The sequence below is a fragment of the Flavobacterium sp. ST-158 genome (assembly GCF_058309975.1).
Window position 1 is genome coordinate 82,829 of record NZ_JBZEEN010000006.1, and the last position, 17,442, is coordinate 100,270.

A 17,442-nucleotide genomic window follows, 5' to 3' on the forward strand; every position below is an offset into this window, starting at 1 on the left:
ACACTAAAAACAAAGAACAACATGGCACACAACATAAAAGCAGGTGTAGCAACTGGAGATCAAGTACAAGAAATTTTTAATTATGCAAAAGAAAAAGGCTTTGCACTTCCTGCGGTAAACGTTACAGGTTCTGACACTATCAATGGTGTTTTGGAAACTGCAGCTAAATTGAATGCCCCAGTTATTATCCAATTTTCAAACGGAGGAGCACAATTTAATGCAGGAAAAGGACTTTCTAACGCAGGTGAAAAAGCAGCTATCGCTGGAGCAATTGCAGGAGCAAAAGCAATCCATACTTTAGCAGAAGCATACGGAGCAACAGTAATTTTACATACTGACCACTGCGCAAAAAAATTATTACCTTGGATTGACGGTCTATTAGACGCTTCAGAAGAGCACTTTGCTGCAACTGGAAAATCTTTATTTAGCTCTCACATGATTGACTTATCTGAAGAGCCAATTGAAGAAAACATCGAAATTTGCAAAACTTACCTAGCAAGAATGAGCAAAATCGGAATGACATTAGAAATCGAACTTGGAATTACAGGTGGAGAAGAAGATGGTGTTGATAACTCTGATGTTGATAGTTCAAAATTATACACTCAACCAGAAGAAGTAGCTTATGCTTACGAAGAACTTTCTAAAGTAAGTCCTAAATTTACAATTGCTGCAGCTTTTGGAAACGTTCACGGGGTTTACAAACCAGGAAACGTAAAATTAACTCCAAAAATCTTGAAAAACTCTCAAGATTTCGTACAACAAAAATTCAACACTGGACACAACCCTGTTGACTTTGTATTCCACGGAGGATCTGGTTCAACTTTAGAAGAAATTAGAGAAGGAATTAGCTACGGAGTTATCAAAATGAACATTGATACTGATTTACAATTTGCTTTCACTGAAGGAATTCGTGATTTCATGGTAAACAATATTGACTACTTAAAAACTCAAATTGGTAACCCAACAGGTGCTGACGCTCCAAACAAAAAATATTACGATCCAAGAAAATGGTTACGTGAAGGAGAAGTTACTTTCAACGCAAGATTGGAACAAGCTTTTGCTGACTTGAATAACGTAAATACGCTTTAATTTTTAGGTTACGATTGCAGATTATAGAATCCTTTGTGGTATCTTTAATCTGCAATTTTAAATCTTAAATCTAAAACACTCAAAATGGCCTGGTTTAAAAGACAAGAAAAAGGAATCACAACTCCTACCGAACAAAAAATGGATGTGCCAAAAGGACTTTGGTACAAATCTCCTACTGGAAAAATTATTGATGCAGAAGAATTAGAACGCAATTTATTTGTTAGTCCTGAAGATGGTTTCCACGTGAGAATAGGCAGTGCTACTTATTTTGAAATCTTATTTGACAACAATGAATTTACAGAATTAGACCCTAACATTACTTCAAAAGATCCTTTGCACTTTGTGGACACAAAGAAATATGCAGATCGTTTGAAAGACGTTATGGAGAAAACCAAATTAAAAGACGCTGTTCGTACTGCTGTTGGTAAATCTAAAGGAAAAGATTTAGTGATTTGCTGTATGGATTTTGCCTTCATTGGTGGTTCTATGGGAGCTGTTGTAGGAGAAAAAATTGCCAGAGGAATTGATTATGCAATCAAACACAAATTACCATTTGTTATGATTTCTAAATCAGGTGGAGCCAGAATGATGGAAGCTGCTTATTCTTTAATGCAGTTAGCAAAAACATCTGTTAAACTTGCCCAACTTTCTGAAGCTAAATTACCTTACATTTCATTGTGTACCGATCCAACTACTGGAGGAACAACTGCTTCTTACGCTATGTTAGGAGACATCAACATTGCTGAACCCGGAGCCTTAATTGGTTTTGCTGGACCACGTGTTGTAAAAGACACTACAGGAAAAGATTTACCAGAAGGTTTCCAGACGGCTGAATTCCTTTTAGAGCACGGTTTCTTAGACTTTATCACGGCTAGAAAAGAGTTGAAAGACAAGATTAACTTGTATATTGATTTGATTCAAAATAATGAAATTAGATAGTTTTTCAAGTTTCATAAAACATATTAAATCGCATCTTGATAGCTATCGGGATGCGATTTTTTTTATCTTTATTTTAAATCATTCGAATATGAAAAGAATAGTCATAGGAATTATTGTTTGTTTGCTTTTTGCAAATTGTATTAAAAAAGAAAAGATTGCATCAAAAAGAAACTCTTACATTATCTCTTATGAAGACAAAAAACTCCAAAATTGCTATGATTCAATAGACAAAAAAAGCAAAATACCCCCTCCTCCTCCTCCACAAAAAGGGTTTTACGCAGAACATCAACTTATTATTGATAAAAACGACAATCTGTTTTTCTATCAAAACAAATATTTTATAAACTTTTGCAGCTTTGGACAAGAAAACGATACACTTCCACATTTTAAAGATTTACATCCAAAGGATTTTATCAAAATCCCTCAAAACAGTTTAAATGATTTTTTAACGGAAAACATTTTGTCTAAAGAAAAAGACAGACAAATTTTAATTATCGCATCGCAAAATGACACCATAAAAAACACCGCTTTCTTAGACTTTTTAAAACACAACAAAATTCCAACCTATCTCATTAGAAGAACAACACAAGAAGAAGACACAGTGCTTCACTACAAAAAAACCGAAAAATATTATTATTCAAATGAAATTAAATGGGACACAACAAGAATCAAACTCCCACATAAAACAAATTAAAACTTATTTGAGCCCCCCATGCTGACGCATGCATCTTACTTGTACACACAAAGAATTCCAATACTAAGCAGAATTTGATAATGAGATTGCTTCGTTCCTCGCAATGACTCTGCAATCTAAAACTACATCCCCGTTCTAATCGCTTCCACAGGATCTAATTTAGAAGCTGAAATAGCCGGTAAAATTCCAGAAATCAAACCTATAATTCCAGCTAATCCAGTTCCCAAAAGAATATTAAACATACCCAATACAAATTCAAAATCCAAGGCTTTGGTTAAACCAACAGCAATTCCCCACACCATCAATAATCCAATTACTCCACCGATAACCGATAAAATAATCGCTTCGAATAAAAACTGAAACAATATAAATCGATTCTTGGCTCCTAATGATTTTTGAATCCCAATTAAATGAGTACGCTCTTTAACCGAAACAAACATGATATTGGCTATTCCAAATCCACCAACTAATAGTGAAAATCCACTTATCACCCAGCCTCCTAATTTCATACTTCCGATGATTCCATCTATAAAATCAGTAAATCCAGAGAAAACATTAATAAAAAAATCATCCATTTCCCCTGCTTTAATTCCGCGATAAGCGCGCAACTTTTGGGAAATTTCAGCCTTATAAGCCTCCATATCTACACCGTCAACAGGCTTAAAAATAATAACATTAGTAAGCGAAGTATTATTATCTCCAAATTTTTGTCGGATAAAATTAACTGGAATAAAAGCAGAAGTATCGTTATTGTTGTTAAAAAGACTGGCTCCTTTTTTAGCCAAAACACCAATCACTGTAAAACGCTGCCCATAAACCCTAACATTTTTCCCAATTGGATTCAAATCATCAAATAAATTAGTCGCAATATCATTTCCTATCACAATAACCTTTGCTCCTGAATTTGCTTCCGACTCTGTATAGAAACGTCCTTTCTCAAACTCCAAACCCTGAATATCAATAAACTCCTGAGAAACAGAAACCATATTCACATCACTCACTACCTTGGAATCATACTTAATATTTTCTGTTTTGGTAAAAATTTGATAGCCTAATTCGGCTGTATTATTCATTGCACCTTTCAAATAAACATACTCATCGTACTTTACATTTGGAAAATGATCTCTTTTCCATTTTGGAATATCCGAGGGACCAAACGAAAATTTCATCAAGTAAATGGTGTTCTTATCCAAACCACTCAAATCACTGGTTATTTTTCTATCCAAAGAATCCACTGCAGCCAAAACCGCAATGATAGAAAAGATTCCAATTGTTACTCCAAGTAGAGAAAGCAAGGTTCTTAATTTATTATTTCGCAGTGCATTGATAGCAAAAGCAAAACTTTCTTTCAACAATCGAAGATATAACAACATAAAAACATTTTTTAATAAGGTAAAATTCTGTAAATAATTTTCAAAAACCTAATATAAAATTCTTTTAACACAATAAAATACAGCTATTTCACTCATATTAAAAAAAAGTTTATTAAATATAAATTATCTCATTTCTAGATAGCTACTTTTCACATTAAAAAACTATTTTTGCATTTTATAATTTAAACTATTCATGAGCACATCAAAAACAATTCAATCTGCATTAATTTCGGTATTTTCGAAAGAAGGTCTTGAGCCTATTGTTAAATTATTACACAGTCAAAATGTAACTCTATACTCAACTGGAGGAACAGAAGACTTTATAAAAAATTTAGGCATTCCTGTTGTTGCTGTTGAAGACATTACTGCATTTCCTGAAATTTTAGGTGGAAGAGTAAAAACATTACACCCAAAAATTTTCGGAGGAATTTTGAACCGTCAGGACAATGAAAGTGATGTTCAACAAATGAAGGAATTCAACATTCCTCAGATTGATTTAGTTATTGTAGATTTATATCCATTTGAAAAAACAGTAGCTTCTGGAGCCAGCGAACAAGATATTATTGAAAAAATCGATATCGGTGGAATCTCATTGATTCGCGCAGCTGCTAAAAACTTTAAAGACACCGTAATTGTGCCATCTATGAACGAATATGCTTTGTTCTTAGACATGATTACAAAACAAAACGGAGCAACTACCTTAGAAGATAGAAAATTATTAGCCACTAAAGCATTCCACGTTTCTTCACATTATGACGGAGCTATTTTTAGCTATTTCAACACTGACGAAACTATTTATAAAGCAAGTATTGCTGATGGCCAAGTATTACGTTACGGAGAAAACCCACACCAAAAAGGATTTTTCTTTGGGGATTTTGACGCAATGTTCAAAAAATTACACGGAAAAGAATTATCATACAACAACTTATTAGATGTTGATGCGGCAGTGAATTTAATTAACGAATTCAAAACTGACGGACCTACATTTGCTATATTAAAACACAACAACGCTTGCGGATTAGCTTCCAGAAATACAATTTCCGAAGCTTATTTAGCAGCATTAGCTTGCGATCCAACTTCAGCTTTTGGAGGAGTTTTAATTTCAAATACTAAAATCGATGTTGCAACAGCAACTGAAATCAATAAATTATTCTGCGAAGTAGTGATTGCTCCTGCTTATGAAGAAGAAGCTGTAACTATCTTACAAGAAAAGAAAAACAGAATTATTTTAGTTCAAAATGATATTGAATTACCACAAAAACAAGTTCGCACTTGTCTAAATGGATTGTTAATTCAAGAAAGAAACAACATTACAGACAATAAAAAAGATTTAACTACCGTTACCACTACAAGTCCAACAGAACAAGAAATTGAAGATTTAATTTTTGCTTCTAAAATCTGTAAAAATACCAAATCAAACACAATTGTTTTCGCTAAAAACGGAACCTTAATTTCATCTGGTACAGGTCAAACTTCAAGAGTTGATGCACTACAACAAGCGGTTGAAAAAGCGAAACACTTCGGATTTGATTTAACTGGGGCATCAATGGCAAGCGACGCGTTTTTCCCATTTCCAGACTGTGTAGCTCTTGCAAAAGAAGCTGGAATTACAGCTGTAATTCAACCAGGAGGATCAATTAAAGATCAATTAAGTATCGACTATTGTAACGAAAATAATTTGGCAATGGTATTTACAGGGACACGTCATTTCAAACATTAATTTGACTAACTTTGTACGCTCCTAATTTTTAACTTTTAAACCCCTAAAAATCGTATGGGATTTTTTGATTTCATGACCGAGGATATTGCGATAGACCTTGGTACCGCTAATACACTAATCATACATAATGATAAAGTTGTCATTGATAGTCCGTCAATCGTTGCTAGAAACCGAATAACGGGTAAGATTATTGCGGTTGGTAAAGAAGCCAACCTAATGCAAGGTAAAACACATGAAAACATTAAAACCATTAGGCCTCTAAAAGACGGTGTAATTGCTGATTTTGATGCTTCGGAACAAATGATAAAAATGTTTATCAACAGTATCCCTGCATTGAAAAAAAGAATGTTTACTCCGGCTTTAAGAATGGTGGTTTGTATTCCTTCAGGAATTACTGAAGTTGAGATGCGTGCTGTAAAAGAATCTTGTGAAAGAGTAAACGGAAAAGAAGTGTACTTAATTCATGAACCAATGGCAGCGGCTATTGGTATTGGAATTGATATCATGCAACCAAAAGGAAACATGATTGTTGACATCGGAGGTGGTACTACTGAAATTGCAGTAATTGCCTTAGGAGGAATTGTATGTGATAAATCGGTAAAAATTGCTGGTGATGTTTTCACAAATGATATTGTTTATTACATGCGTACACAACACAACTTATTTGTAGGAGAAAGTACTGCTGAAAAAATAAAAATTCAAATTGGTGCAGCCATAGAAGATTTGGAAACACCTCCAGAAGATATGTCTGTACAAGGTAGAGATTTGTTAACTGGAAAACCAAAACAAGTGGATGTTTCTTATCGTGAGATTGCAAAAGCTTTAGATAAATCTATTCAACGAATTGAAGATGCTGTAATGGAAACCTTGTCGCAAACTCCTCCTGAATTAGCAGCTGATATCTACAACACAGGAATTTATCTTGCGGGTGGAGGTTCTATGCTTAGAGGTCTAGACAAACGTATTTCTCAAAAAACAGATTTACCAGTTTATATTGCAGAAGATCCATTAAGAGCCGTAGTTAGAGGAACAGGAATGGCACTTAAAAATATTGGAAAATTCAAGAGTATTTTAATCAAATAATCTATTTTCTAAAATAAAATGTATTTGTGGCAAGAGCCACAAATACATTTAGCATATTCTGAAATTAATAACCAAACAAGAGAATGCAGCAAATATTTAATTTTATATTCAAAAACAGTAGCAAATTACTGTTTTTGCTGTTATTATGCGTTTCGCTTTTGCTTACGATACAGTCTCATTCTTATCATAAAAGTAGAATTATTAGTTCTGCTAATTTTTTAACGGGTGGCGTTTATGAAAAAATAAACAACATCACCGAATATTTAAATCTAAAAACTGAAAATGATGCTTTGGCTCTTGAAAATGCCAGACTCAAAAGTATTCTTTTCAACACAAAAGACACTTTAGCTTTAAAGAAACTGGAAAAACTAAAAGGTATTCCTCCAGAAGATGTTTTAGTTTCAAAAGTGATCCACAACACCTACAACACACACGAAAACTTCTTAACTTTGAATTCTGGCTCTAATGAAGGAGTAAAACCAGATATGGGAGTAATTAACAATTTAGGAATAGTAGGTATTGTAGACAAAACATCTCCTAACTACTCTACTGTAGTTAGTATATTAAATGTTAAAACACAGATTAACGCTAAAATAAAAAAATCCAATCACTTTGGTTCATTAAGCTGGAATGGTAAAAGTACTGGTTTTGTTCAATTAACTGATGTTCCCCGACTAGCTGCGATTAGAAAAGGTGACACTATTGTAACTGGAGGACAATCGGTGATTTTTCCCGAAAACATCAATATTGGCACTATCTACAAGTATTACTATGAAGAAGAAACTAACTATTATGTTATTGATGTCAAATTGTTCAATGACATGACTAATTTAGGTCACGTTTATATCATTAAAAGCAAAGATAGAGATGAAGTAAATAATCTAGAAAAAGGAAGCAAAAAAGATGAATAGCACTTTGTTAGTCAATATCTTGAGGTTTATTTTATTATTAGCCGTTCAAATTGTTGTATTCAACAACATGAACTTTTTAGGCTATATAATGCCATTACCGTACATCTTGTTCATAATATTATATCCTGTAAATTCTAATAGATCTGCTCTTTTATTAAGCAGTTTTTTACTGGGAATAATTATGGATTTATTTTCAAATTCAGGTGGAATTCATGCTACAGCTTGTTTACTCTTAGCGTATTACAGACCATATATTTTTAAATTTGCATTTGGTGTTAGTTACGAATACCAAACTATTAAACTAAACGATTCTTTAACCCCTGAAAGGTTCACCTTTATACTACTAGCGGTAGTCATCCATCATTTTAGCCTATTTATATTAGAAGCCTTTCAAGTAAGTTTTATTTTCGATATTTTAATTCGAACCTTACTAAGTACCGTTTTTACAATTATTAGTTGTATTATAATAATATATCTTATTAAGCCAAACAAACGATGAGAAAACTTCTGCTGCCTTCTATCATAATTGTTGCAGCATCTTTGCTACTAATTCGGATTTTTTATTTGCAAATTATCGACGATACTTTCAAATTAAAATCGGACAACAATGCTATTAAAATAAAATACGAATATCCTGAAAGAGGTTATATCTATGACAGAAATGGAAAACTACTTGTTGCCAATCAATCTTCATATGATATTATGGTTATTCCAAGAGAAATAAAAAATCTGGACACCATTGAATTTTGTCAATTATTAGACATCACTAAAGAAGATTTTTTAGAAAAAATAGCCAAAGCTAAAATTTATAGCCCCAGACTTCCTTCTGTTTTCTTACCACAATTAAACAAAAGCGAATATGCAGCATTTCAAGAAAAAATTAGGAAATTTGAAGGTTTCTATGTCCAAAAACGTTCCCTTCGTGATTATGAAGTAGATTTTGGCGCTAACATTTTTGGATTTATCACACAGGTTAACGAAAAAATAATCGAAAAAAACCCATACTATAAAAGTGGAGACTTAATAGGGAAACAAGGAGTAGAACAATATTACGAAGAAATCTTACGCGGAATAAAAGGAGTAAAATATTTTCAAAAAGACAAATACAATCGAGAAATAGGTTCGTACAAAAACGGAAAATACGATACCATTGCCGTACAAGGTGAAGACATCAATCTAACTATTGACTCTGAAATACAACGTTATGGAGAACAATTAATGATTAACAAAAGAGGAGGAATTGTAGCCATAGAACCCAAAACAGGAGAAATCCTGGCATTAGTAACTGCACCATCCTATGACCCTTCTATTTTAGTGGGTAGACAACGCTCTAAAAACTATACTTTATTGTACCGTGATTCTATTGCAAAACCATTATACGACAGAGGATTATTGGCTGAATATCCTCCAGGTTCTCCTTTTAAAATATTAACAGGATTAGTTGGGCTTCAGGAAGGAGTTATAGACGAACACACCACATTTATGTGTCATCATGGTTTTAGTTATGCACCAGGGCGATTCATGAAGTGTCACGGATTTGGTCCACATCAATTGAATAATGGTATTTACAATTCTTGTAATTCTTATTTTGCAAATGTTTATTTACGTATAATTGGAAAATACAAAAACACACCTTATGCTGTAGATACTTGGAGCAATCATGTTAAAAGCTTCGGACTCGGACAATTTATGGGCTATGATTTACCTACAGGAAGAAGAGGAAATGTTCCAACTTCTAAATTGTATAAAAAAATATACCCTGACTGGCATTATAGCGGAAAAACAATTATTTCCAATTCTATTGGTCAAGGAGAAGTTTTAATGACGCCTATTCAACTTGCTAATATGATAGCAACTGTTGCTAATGAAGGTTATTATTACACGCCTCATATCATCAAAAAAATAAAAGGCGGAACCATCGATCCAAAATTCACCACAAAACACCTTACAACTATTGACAAGCAATATTTTAAACCAGTCATTCAAGGACTATTTGATGTATATAACTACGGAACGGCAAGTTCCTTGCGTGTCGACGGAATTGATATTTGCGGTAAAACAGGAACAGCCGAAAATTTTGCTAAAATTGATGGAAAAAGAGTCCAACTGAAAGACCATTCCATTTTTGTTGCTTTTGCCCCAAAAGACAATCCTAAAATTGCAATTGCTATTTTAGTAGAAAATGGAGGATTTGGCGCCACAATTGCAGGTCCAATTGCCAGTTTGATGATTGAGAAATATTTGAGAAAAAAAATAACCAGAACTGATCTAGAAAAAAGAGTTTTAGGAACAAGCCTTAAAGATCGATATGCAATTTTAGGTGGAATGAAAGAAGCTAGTGCCATTGAAACAACTCCCAAAGACAGCATCAATAAATCAACTCTTTCTGTTCAAACAAATACAGTAATAGATACAACCAAAAAAAATAATTAAGAGATTCTTTTACAAATGAAAAATCAAAGTGTAAAGAAAAATATTGACTGGATATGTGTTATTATTTATAGCACCTTAGTAATTTTAGGATGGTTAAATATCTATTCTTCCTCTTTATCTTCTATGGAAGGAACTTCAAATAAACAATTAATGTTTATTATCCTTACCATTCCTTTGATTTTTGTTTTGCTTTTCGTTGATGGAAAATTTTATGAAAAATATGCAAGTGTTATTTATATTGTAGGACTACTCTCTTTGGCTGGTTTATTTGTATTTGGAAAAACAATTAAAGGACAAGCTAACTGGTATTCTTTTGGTTCTTTTGGTGTACAACCTTCAGAATTTGTAAAATCCGCTACCGCTTTAGCCTTAGCTAAATACTTAAGTGACACCCAAATTAATTTGAAAGATGTCAATAGGCAATTTCAAGTACTTTGCATTTTAGGATTACCTATTTTATTAATCGTTTTTCACGATCCTGGAAGTGCCTTAATCTACTGCTTCCTTATAGTAGTACTGTATCGCGAAGGCTTGCCAGCCTGGTACATTTGGACAGGATTTATTGCCATTTTGTTATTTGTATTTACGTTAATTTTCGAGCCTCAGTATGTTATTTTAATGGCTTTAATAACTATAATTATCGTTTATTTCAGATCAAGATTAGCCGATAGAAACATTATAGCCAGCAGCCTTATATTTGTATTGATTTCAGGATTTGTTTTATCTGTAAACTATGTATTTCAGCATGTTTTTCAACAACACCACAGAGACCGTTTTAATATTTTGCTAGGAAAAACAGTTGATTTAAAAGGAATTGGATACAATACCAATCAGTCAGAAATTGCCATTGGATCAGGTGGTTGGTTTGGAAAAGGATTCTTAGAAGGTACACAAACAAAAGGAGGATTTGTTCCTGAACAACACACTGATTATATCTTTACCACCGTAGGAGAAGAATGGGGCTTTGTAGGCTCAGTTGTCGTAGTAACCCTGTTTGTGACTTTATTTCTAAGAATTATCTATCTGGCTGAAAGACAAAAAACTAAATTCAGCAGAGTATATGGTTATTGTACAGCAGCCATATTATTTATCCATTTCTTTGTAAACATCGCCATGGTTGCGGGTATTTTCCCCACAATCGGTGTTCCTCTACCCTTCTTTTCTTATGGAGGTTCCGGTTTATGGGGTTTTACTATTTTACTATTTATTTTCCTTAAAATGGATGCCAATAAGGTGAACGAATGGTAATAGTTATATTGACTTAAACAATTCTATTTAGCAAACCAAGAACTTAGAGTAACATTCTTTTCTAAACTACTTTCAGTTTTATCGTCTAGTCTAGAAAAAAAATCAATCCCTGTTAAGGATTCGATTTCATCAACTGAAACCACATAATCGTAAATTGGTTTACTGCTTTTTTTATTAGGGATTAGAAAAGCAATCATCTTATAATTTCCATTTGATTGACTTAATGCTATCTTATAAAAATAATTAGGCACTACAACATGTTCTCGTCCTATAGATTTTGAACTCCCTTTTAAGACACCACCTGTTATCACAATCAAACCGTCATTCTTTACAGCCCAATAGCGAAATTTCTGCTCTAAACGATTCCAAATACCGGCATTAAAATCATGATTTTGTGGACTAATATTAGATGTGAAAAAAGTATCATTATAAGCATCTATATCAAATTCCATATCGGCAGCTGGACACAAATGCCCTTTGTCATAACCTGATTTTTTATAATTTTTCCAATCAGCAGATCGAGTAGTCACCTTTGGATCTTCAATAAAAAAAGGACGTTTAAAATCGTTATTCTTCACATACTCCTTTTTCAATTCATAAGCTACCCATTCGGCCTGTTCGGCTTTTTCATTATAAGAAAGAGTATAAAAATTATGTTTTACAATTTGAGAAGTTGTTGAAGTAGGTAAATAAAAATCTAATGTTTTCTTTGCTTTTTGAGACAAATTCAAATCAGCAGTTTTCATTAATTCATCTGTCTTTTCATTGAACTCTAACTCATTAATTCTATTTTGTTTGCAACCTAAAAAAACAAATCCAAGAGCAATTACAACAAAAATTCTATTTTTCATACGCTTTAAATTAAATAAAAACCGCTCTGAAAATCAAACTAATTTCCAGAGCGGTTTCTCAATACTATTTTATAATTTAAGATTTAGCCAACTTTTCTTTTTTACTGGAATTAGTTGGAATCGAATTATTTTTCAAGTTCACTTTTGTTTGTAAATCATCTAACACATTCAATGCTTCCTCCACATAAACATCTTTAGACAAACTTTCATGCCAACGGTCTCTTTTTTCTTTTAAAATATTATCCTTACTCATTTGCTCCACTTCATAAGGCAAAGAAGTAAATTTCAAATCATTTTTATAATCAAAAATGGGCTTGAACTTTTTGGCTTTTTCTTCAATAGCATTTTGAGCTTTTCTAAATTTGTCAATATTTAAACTATATTCATTTTCTTCGCTTCTTGTATCAATCCATTTTGCATTTTCCTCAATTAATTTGAACTGTGGATTAGCGGCAATGCGCTCTTTACTGTGTAAAATGGCTTTGTTAAAATTTTCATTACTTTTCCAAACAGTATATTCAGCAGCATCAATTTTATCCCAAGGCATCGCATTTTCCACATCGCGTTCTCCCATTTTTAAATAAGAATAACGGTCTGGCATCACTACATCACTACTTACTCCTTCTAATTGTGTAGAACCTCCATTGATTCTATAGAATTTCTGAGTTGTGGTTTTAAGCGCTCCTAAATCTCCCAACTCATTACTACGAACAAACTGATTCAAATCAATTACATTTTGAACAGTACCTTTACCATAAGTTTGTTTACTTCCAATGATAACACCACGCTTGTAGTCTTGAATAGCAGCTGCTAAAATCTCAGAAGCTGAAGCAGAAAAACTATTCACCATAATTACTAATGGTCCATCCCACTCTATTTTTTTATCCCTATCATATAGCACTTCTTTCTTTCTACCAGCCGATTTTATTTGAACAATCGGTCCTTGCTCAATAAATAATCCTGCAATATCAACAACGGTAGACAAAGACCCTCCACCATCATCACGAACGTCTAAAACAATTCCGTCAACCTTAGCTTGTTTCAATCTCTCAACCTCAAGAGCAATATCTTTTCCGGCATCTCTACCGTCTTTATTCTCAAAATTAATATAGAATTTAGGCAAATAAATAACTCCATATTTCAAGCCGTTTTTATTGACGATACTTGATTTTGCATAGGTTTCTTCAATTTCAACAATATCTCTAATAATTGAAATTACTTTGATTGTTCCATCTACTTTTTTAATAGTCAAACGAACTTCAGTTCCTTTTGGGCCTTTAATTTTTTTAACCACATCATCCAGACGCATTCCCACCACATCTACCGGCTGACCATCTCCCTGAGCCACTTTCATCACAATATCACCTGCCTCCAATTGTTTTCCGCGCCAAGCTGGACCTCCAGAAATCAATTCAGAAATCTCAGTATAATCGTTTTTCTTTTGCAAACGAGCACCAATTCCTTCTAAAGTTCCACTAATACTTACATCAAAACGCTCTTTTTCCTCTGGGGCAAAGTAATTCGTATGCGGATCAAAACGAGCTGTAATAGAATTGATATAAACAGAAAACCAATCGTTTCTATCCAAATCTTTCATAAAACCAAAGTATTCATCCAAAGATTTAGAAGTACTTTCACGGGTTTCCTTTTCTAATTCTTCAAAAGTTTTAGGTTTACTATCTTCGGCCGAAACGTTCTTCTTAGTCTCAACAGGAGATACTGCATCTTCGTCATTAGACAATGGATTTGAAATCAAATCCGTTTCTTCCTTGGAAATTTTACCTTTATTTTCCTGTATTTTCAAACGATCTGTCAAAGAAGAAAGTGTGGTTAATTTTAATTGTTTTCTCCAACGTTCTTTTAGTTCAGCTTCCGTTTTAGCGTAAGGTGCTTTCTCATAATCTGTATTAAAACTTTCGTCGACACTATAATCAAAAGGAGTTTTTAAAATTTCCTTATACAAACTTTGACTTTCTTTCATTCTTTGCATCAAACGATCATAAGACAATGTAAAAAAGCTTAAATCTTTATTTATCAACTCATCATCTAAGTCTAATTCGTACTTAGAAAACTCATCAATATCCGATTGAAGAAAAAAACGTTTGGACGGATCCAACGCCTGAATGTAATCTTTATAAACCCCTTTAGAGAAAGCATCGTCAATAGTTGCCGGACTATAATGTCCTTTTTCAATAACAAAAGTGAGTAATTCTAAAAGTAATTTATCCTTATCGGAAGGATCAGCAGCAGCTGATTTCATTTTAAATGCAAATAGTGTTACCGATAAAAAAGCAACAGCAATAAGTATTTTATAATTTCTTTTCATAAAGTTAAGAATAGTATTCATTCAAATTTTTGAACTAAGTTACGGGAAAATCCAAGCCAACAATAATAAGGCTTCCCCAATTTTTTGTTAAAGATATAAAAATGTTTTTTTTCTTAAACCCAATAATCCGAGAACTAAATAAATTTTATTTACTTTGTTTAATATCTCTCTTTTTTAACCTGAAAAGTTTCAAAAAATCCATTTTTCTTATGACTCAAAATAAACCTTTAATATTAATCACCAATGATGATGGAGTTACAGCACCCGGAATTAATGCTTTAATTGCTGTTATGTCCGAAATTGGAGAAATTGTAGTTGTGGCACCTGATAAACCACAAAGCGGGATGGGACATGCTATTACCACAAACGAAACTTTATATTTAAATAAAATATCAACAGAAAACGATTCAATTCCTATTTACAGCTGCTCAGGAACACCCGTAGATTGTGTCAAAATTGCCGTTAACGAGGTTCTTAAAAGAAAACCTGATTTATGTGTTTCTGGTGTAAATCATGGTTCTAATTCGTCGATAAACATTATTTATTCGGGAACTATGAGCGCTGCTATTGAAGCTGGAATTGAAGGAATTCCAGCCATCGGTTTTTCGCTTTTAGACTTTGATTGGAACGCTAATTTTGAAGAAATAAAGCCATTTATTCGAAAAATAACCTTAGAAGTATTAGAAAACAAACTACCGAAAGATGTGGTTTTGAATGTCAATTTCCCAAAATTAAACCAAGAAGAAATCAAGGGAATTAAAATTTGTCGTCAAGCGAGGGCACTTTGGATGGAAAAATTTCACAAACGCAAAACACCACAAGGACGCGATTATTATTGGTTATCCGGTGAGTTTGTCAACCAAGACCACGGCGAAGATACGGATGAATGGGCCTTAAAAAATGGCTATATTTCTATTGTTCCTGTACAGTTTGACTTAACAGCCTATCATGCTACGCAACAACTTAACAGCTGGGATTGGAACAAATAAATTATTTTAGAACAGAAAAACTTAGATTTTAGCAAGTACAAATCCTTTTAACTTAACGACTTTAAACTTTCGACTTACATATTTGATTCCTGAAGTTGGAATAGTTAATTTTGATTACTGATTTAAATTAAGCAGCACACAATGAAATACTACATTATAGCCGGAGAGGCATCAGGTGACTTACATGGTTCTAATTTAATTAAGGAAATCCTTAAACAAGATAAAGAAGCTCATATTCGTTGCTGGGGTGGTGATTTGATGCAAAATGCGGGAGGAGAACTTGTTTCTCATTATAAAGACAGAGCTTATATGGGATTTTCGGAGATTATTAAAAACCTATCTAAAATCCTTGGTTTCATTAAAGCCTGTAAAGAAGATATCAGCAATTACCAACCCGATGCTTTAATTTTTATTGATAACTCAGGATTCAATCTCCGAATTGCTAAATGGGCTAAACCAGCTGGATTCAAAACTTTTTATTATATCAGCCCACAAGTTTGGGCATCGAGAGCAGGAAGAGTAGAAACGATAAAAGCAACCATTGACCACATGTATGTAGTTTTGCCTTTTGTGAAGCCTTTTTACAAAAAGTACAATTATGATGTAACTTATGTAGGACATCCGCTAATTGATGCCATTGCACAACGTCCAGAAATTGAAACAACTACTTTTAAGGCTGAACATAATTTAAGCGAAAAACCAATTATAGCCATATTGCCTGGAAGCAGAAAACAAGAAATCACTAAAATGCTTTCGGTAATGCTTAGTGTAGTAGATGATTTTCCAGATTATCAATTTGTGATTGCCGGCGCACCAAGCCAAGAATTTAGTTTCTACCAAAGCTTTATTACAAAAAACAACATCAAATTCATTTCCAATAAAACCTATGATTTATTGAAAATTGCTCATGCTGCTTTAGTTACATCGGGAACCGCTACCTTAGAAACGGCACTTTTTAAAGTTCCCGAAGTAGTATGTTATAAAGGAAGTTGGATTTCGTACCAAATTGCCAAACGTATTATTACCTTAAAATACATTTCATTAGTAAACCTTATTATGGATGAGGAAGTAGTAACTGAATTAATTCAAGACGATTGCAATACTAAAAACATCAAAAAGGAGTTAAATAAAATACTTGATTCCGAATACCGCAAAAAACTGTTGGTTAAATACGACAACTTAGAACAAAAATTAGGAGGAACAGGTGCCAGTAAAAAAACAGCTCAATCAATTATTGCCAATTTGAATGCCTAAAATAAGCCTTTTAAAACCGTTATTATTTTTAATTCTAATTCCTATCCTTTTTGCTTCTTGTAAATCAACAGCAGTAGCAACATCTAAAACGGATAAAAAAAACCACAACACACTTGTGGAACAAATCATTCATACCGCAACCGAAAACATGGGAGTTCCGTACAAATATGCAGGAACAACCAAGGCTGGTTTTGATTGTTCAGGATTAGTTTTTACTACTTTTAACCAATACGACATCAAGTTACCGCGCAATTCGACTGAACAATCCAAAGTGGGAATTGACTTAGGTAAAAACATATCGAAAGCTCAAAAAGGTGATTTAATCTTTTTTAAAACCAACAACCGAAGCCAAATTAACCATGTAGGGATTGTAATTGAAGCTAAAGAAGATGAACTGCAATTTATTCATTCTTCTACTTCCAAAGGAGTCATAATATCCTCCACCAAAGAATCTTACTACCAAAGAACTTTTGCACAAATCAATAGAATTTTACCTTAAAAAAGATTAAAATTTGCCGAAAATTCGTACTTT

The 17,442-nt window shown here is 33.1% G+C and carries 15 protein-coding genes; 12 read left to right on the forward strand and 3 right to left on the reverse strand.

The features are described 5' to 3' along the window. Positions 1-21: 21 nt before the first annotated feature. The 3 genes from fbaA (at position 22) to AC4FRF_RS10520 (ending at position 2,722) form a co-directional block, all read left to right on the forward strand. The gene (gene fbaA, locus AC4FRF_RS10510; protein ID WP_491159464.1) at positions 22-1,089 is read left to right on the forward strand and encodes a class II fructose-bisphosphate aldolase; all 1,068 of its coding nucleotides are present in this window, start codon (positions 22-24) and stop codon (positions 1,087-1,089) included. A gap of 84 nt (positions 1,090-1,173) precedes the next feature. Further along, positions 1,174-2,028, forward strand: a complete 855-nt coding sequence (gene accD, locus AC4FRF_RS10515; protein WP_491159465.1) for an acetyl-CoA carboxylase, carboxyltransferase subunit beta — start codon at positions 1,174-1,176, stop codon at positions 2,026-2,028. Positions 2,029-2,116: 88 nt separating this feature from the next. Continuing rightward, positions 2,117-2,722 carry a hypothetical protein gene (locus AC4FRF_RS10520; RefSeq protein WP_491159466.1) on the forward strand — a complete coding sequence of 202 codons (606 nt, stop codon included), beginning with the start codon at positions 2,117-2,119 and terminating at the stop codon, positions 2,720-2,722. Positions 2,723-2,844: 122 nt separating this feature from the next. Here AC4FRF_RS10520 and AC4FRF_RS10525 read toward each other — a convergent pair whose 3' ends face one another. Beyond that, positions 2,845-4,095: an ABC transporter permease gene (locus AC4FRF_RS10525; RefSeq protein ID WP_491159467.1), complete on the reverse strand. Its 1,251-nt coding sequence runs from the start codon at positions 4,093-4,095 to the stop codon at positions 2,845-2,847. Positions 4,096-4,288: 193 nt separating this feature from the next. Between AC4FRF_RS10525 and purH the strand changes: the two genes are divergently transcribed. The 6 genes from purH (at position 4,289) to rodA (ending at position 11,490) form a co-directional block, all read left to right on the forward strand. After that, positions 4,289-5,815 (forward strand): bifunctional phosphoribosylaminoimidazolecarboxamide formyltransferase/IMP cyclohydrolase, encoded by a 1,527-nt coding sequence (gene purH, locus AC4FRF_RS10530; protein ID WP_491159469.1) that lies wholly within the window; start codon positions 4,289-4,291, stop codon positions 5,813-5,815. 54 nt (positions 5,816-5,869) lie between these two features. Beyond that, positions 5,870-6,898 carry a rod shape-determining protein gene (locus tag AC4FRF_RS10535; protein WP_026712801.1) on the forward strand — a complete coding sequence of 343 codons (1,029 nt, stop codon included), beginning with the start codon at positions 5,870-5,872 and terminating at the stop codon, positions 6,896-6,898. An 83-nt stretch (positions 6,899-6,981) separates the two neighbouring features. Continuing rightward, positions 6,982-7,809, forward strand: coding sequence for a rod shape-determining protein MreC (gene mreC, locus AC4FRF_RS10540; RefSeq protein WP_491159470.1), 828 nt, complete (start codon positions 6,982-6,984; stop codon positions 7,807-7,809). Further along, the gene (locus tag AC4FRF_RS10545) at positions 7,802-8,308 is read left to right on the forward strand and encodes a rod shape-determining protein MreD (RefSeq protein ID WP_491159472.1); all 507 of its coding nucleotides are present in this window, start codon (positions 7,802-7,804) and stop codon (positions 8,306-8,308) included. Before mreC ends, AC4FRF_RS10545 begins: the two co-directional genes overlap by 8 nt. Further along, the gene (gene mrdA / locus AC4FRF_RS10550) at positions 8,305-10,242 is read left to right on the forward strand and encodes a penicillin-binding protein 2 (protein WP_491159473.1); all 1,938 of its coding nucleotides are present in this window, start codon (positions 8,305-8,307) and stop codon (positions 10,240-10,242) included. Before AC4FRF_RS10545 ends, mrdA begins: the two co-directional genes overlap by 4 nt. Positions 10,243-10,257: 15 nt before the next feature. Further along, entirely contained in the window at positions 10,258-11,490 is a 1,233-nt protein-coding gene (rodA, locus tag AC4FRF_RS10555) for a rod shape-determining protein RodA (protein WP_491159474.1), read from the forward strand. A 23-nt stretch (positions 11,491-11,513) separates the two neighbouring features. Here the strand turns inward: rodA and AC4FRF_RS10560 are convergent, their stop codons facing one another. Both AC4FRF_RS10560 and AC4FRF_RS10565 read right to left on the reverse strand, forming a co-directional pair. Next, a complete protein-coding gene (locus AC4FRF_RS10560; RefSeq protein WP_491159475.1) occupies positions 11,514-12,341 on the reverse strand; it encodes a DNA/RNA non-specific endonuclease in 828 nt (275 codons plus the stop codon). 76 nt (positions 12,342-12,417) lie between these two features. Further along, the gene (locus AC4FRF_RS10565) at positions 12,418-14,688 is read right to left on the reverse strand and encodes a carboxy terminal-processing peptidase (RefSeq protein WP_491159476.1); all 2,271 of its coding nucleotides are present in this window, start codon (positions 14,686-14,688) and stop codon (positions 12,418-12,420) included. Positions 14,689-14,876: 188 nt separating this feature from the next. On the opposite strand from AC4FRF_RS10565, the gene surE reads away from it, so the two are divergent. The 3 genes from surE (at position 14,877) to AC4FRF_RS10580 (ending at position 17,409) form a co-directional block, all read left to right on the forward strand. Further along, positions 14,877-15,656, forward strand: coding sequence for a 5'/3'-nucleotidase SurE (gene surE / locus AC4FRF_RS10570; protein WP_491159477.1), 780 nt, complete (start codon positions 14,877-14,879; stop codon positions 15,654-15,656). 141 nt (positions 15,657-15,797) lie between these two features. Further along, positions 15,798-16,910 carry a lipid-A-disaccharide synthase gene (gene lpxB / locus AC4FRF_RS10575; protein ID WP_491159478.1) on the forward strand — a complete coding sequence of 371 codons (1,113 nt, stop codon included), beginning with the start codon at positions 15,798-15,800 and terminating at the stop codon, positions 16,908-16,910. Further along, complete coding sequence (locus AC4FRF_RS10580) at positions 16,903-17,409, forward strand: C40 family peptidase (protein ID WP_491159479.1); 507 nt, start codon at positions 16,903-16,905, stop codon at positions 17,407-17,409. The genes lpxB and AC4FRF_RS10580 overlap by 8 nt, the downstream gene beginning before the upstream one ends. Positions 17,410-17,442 lie beyond the last annotated feature (33 nt).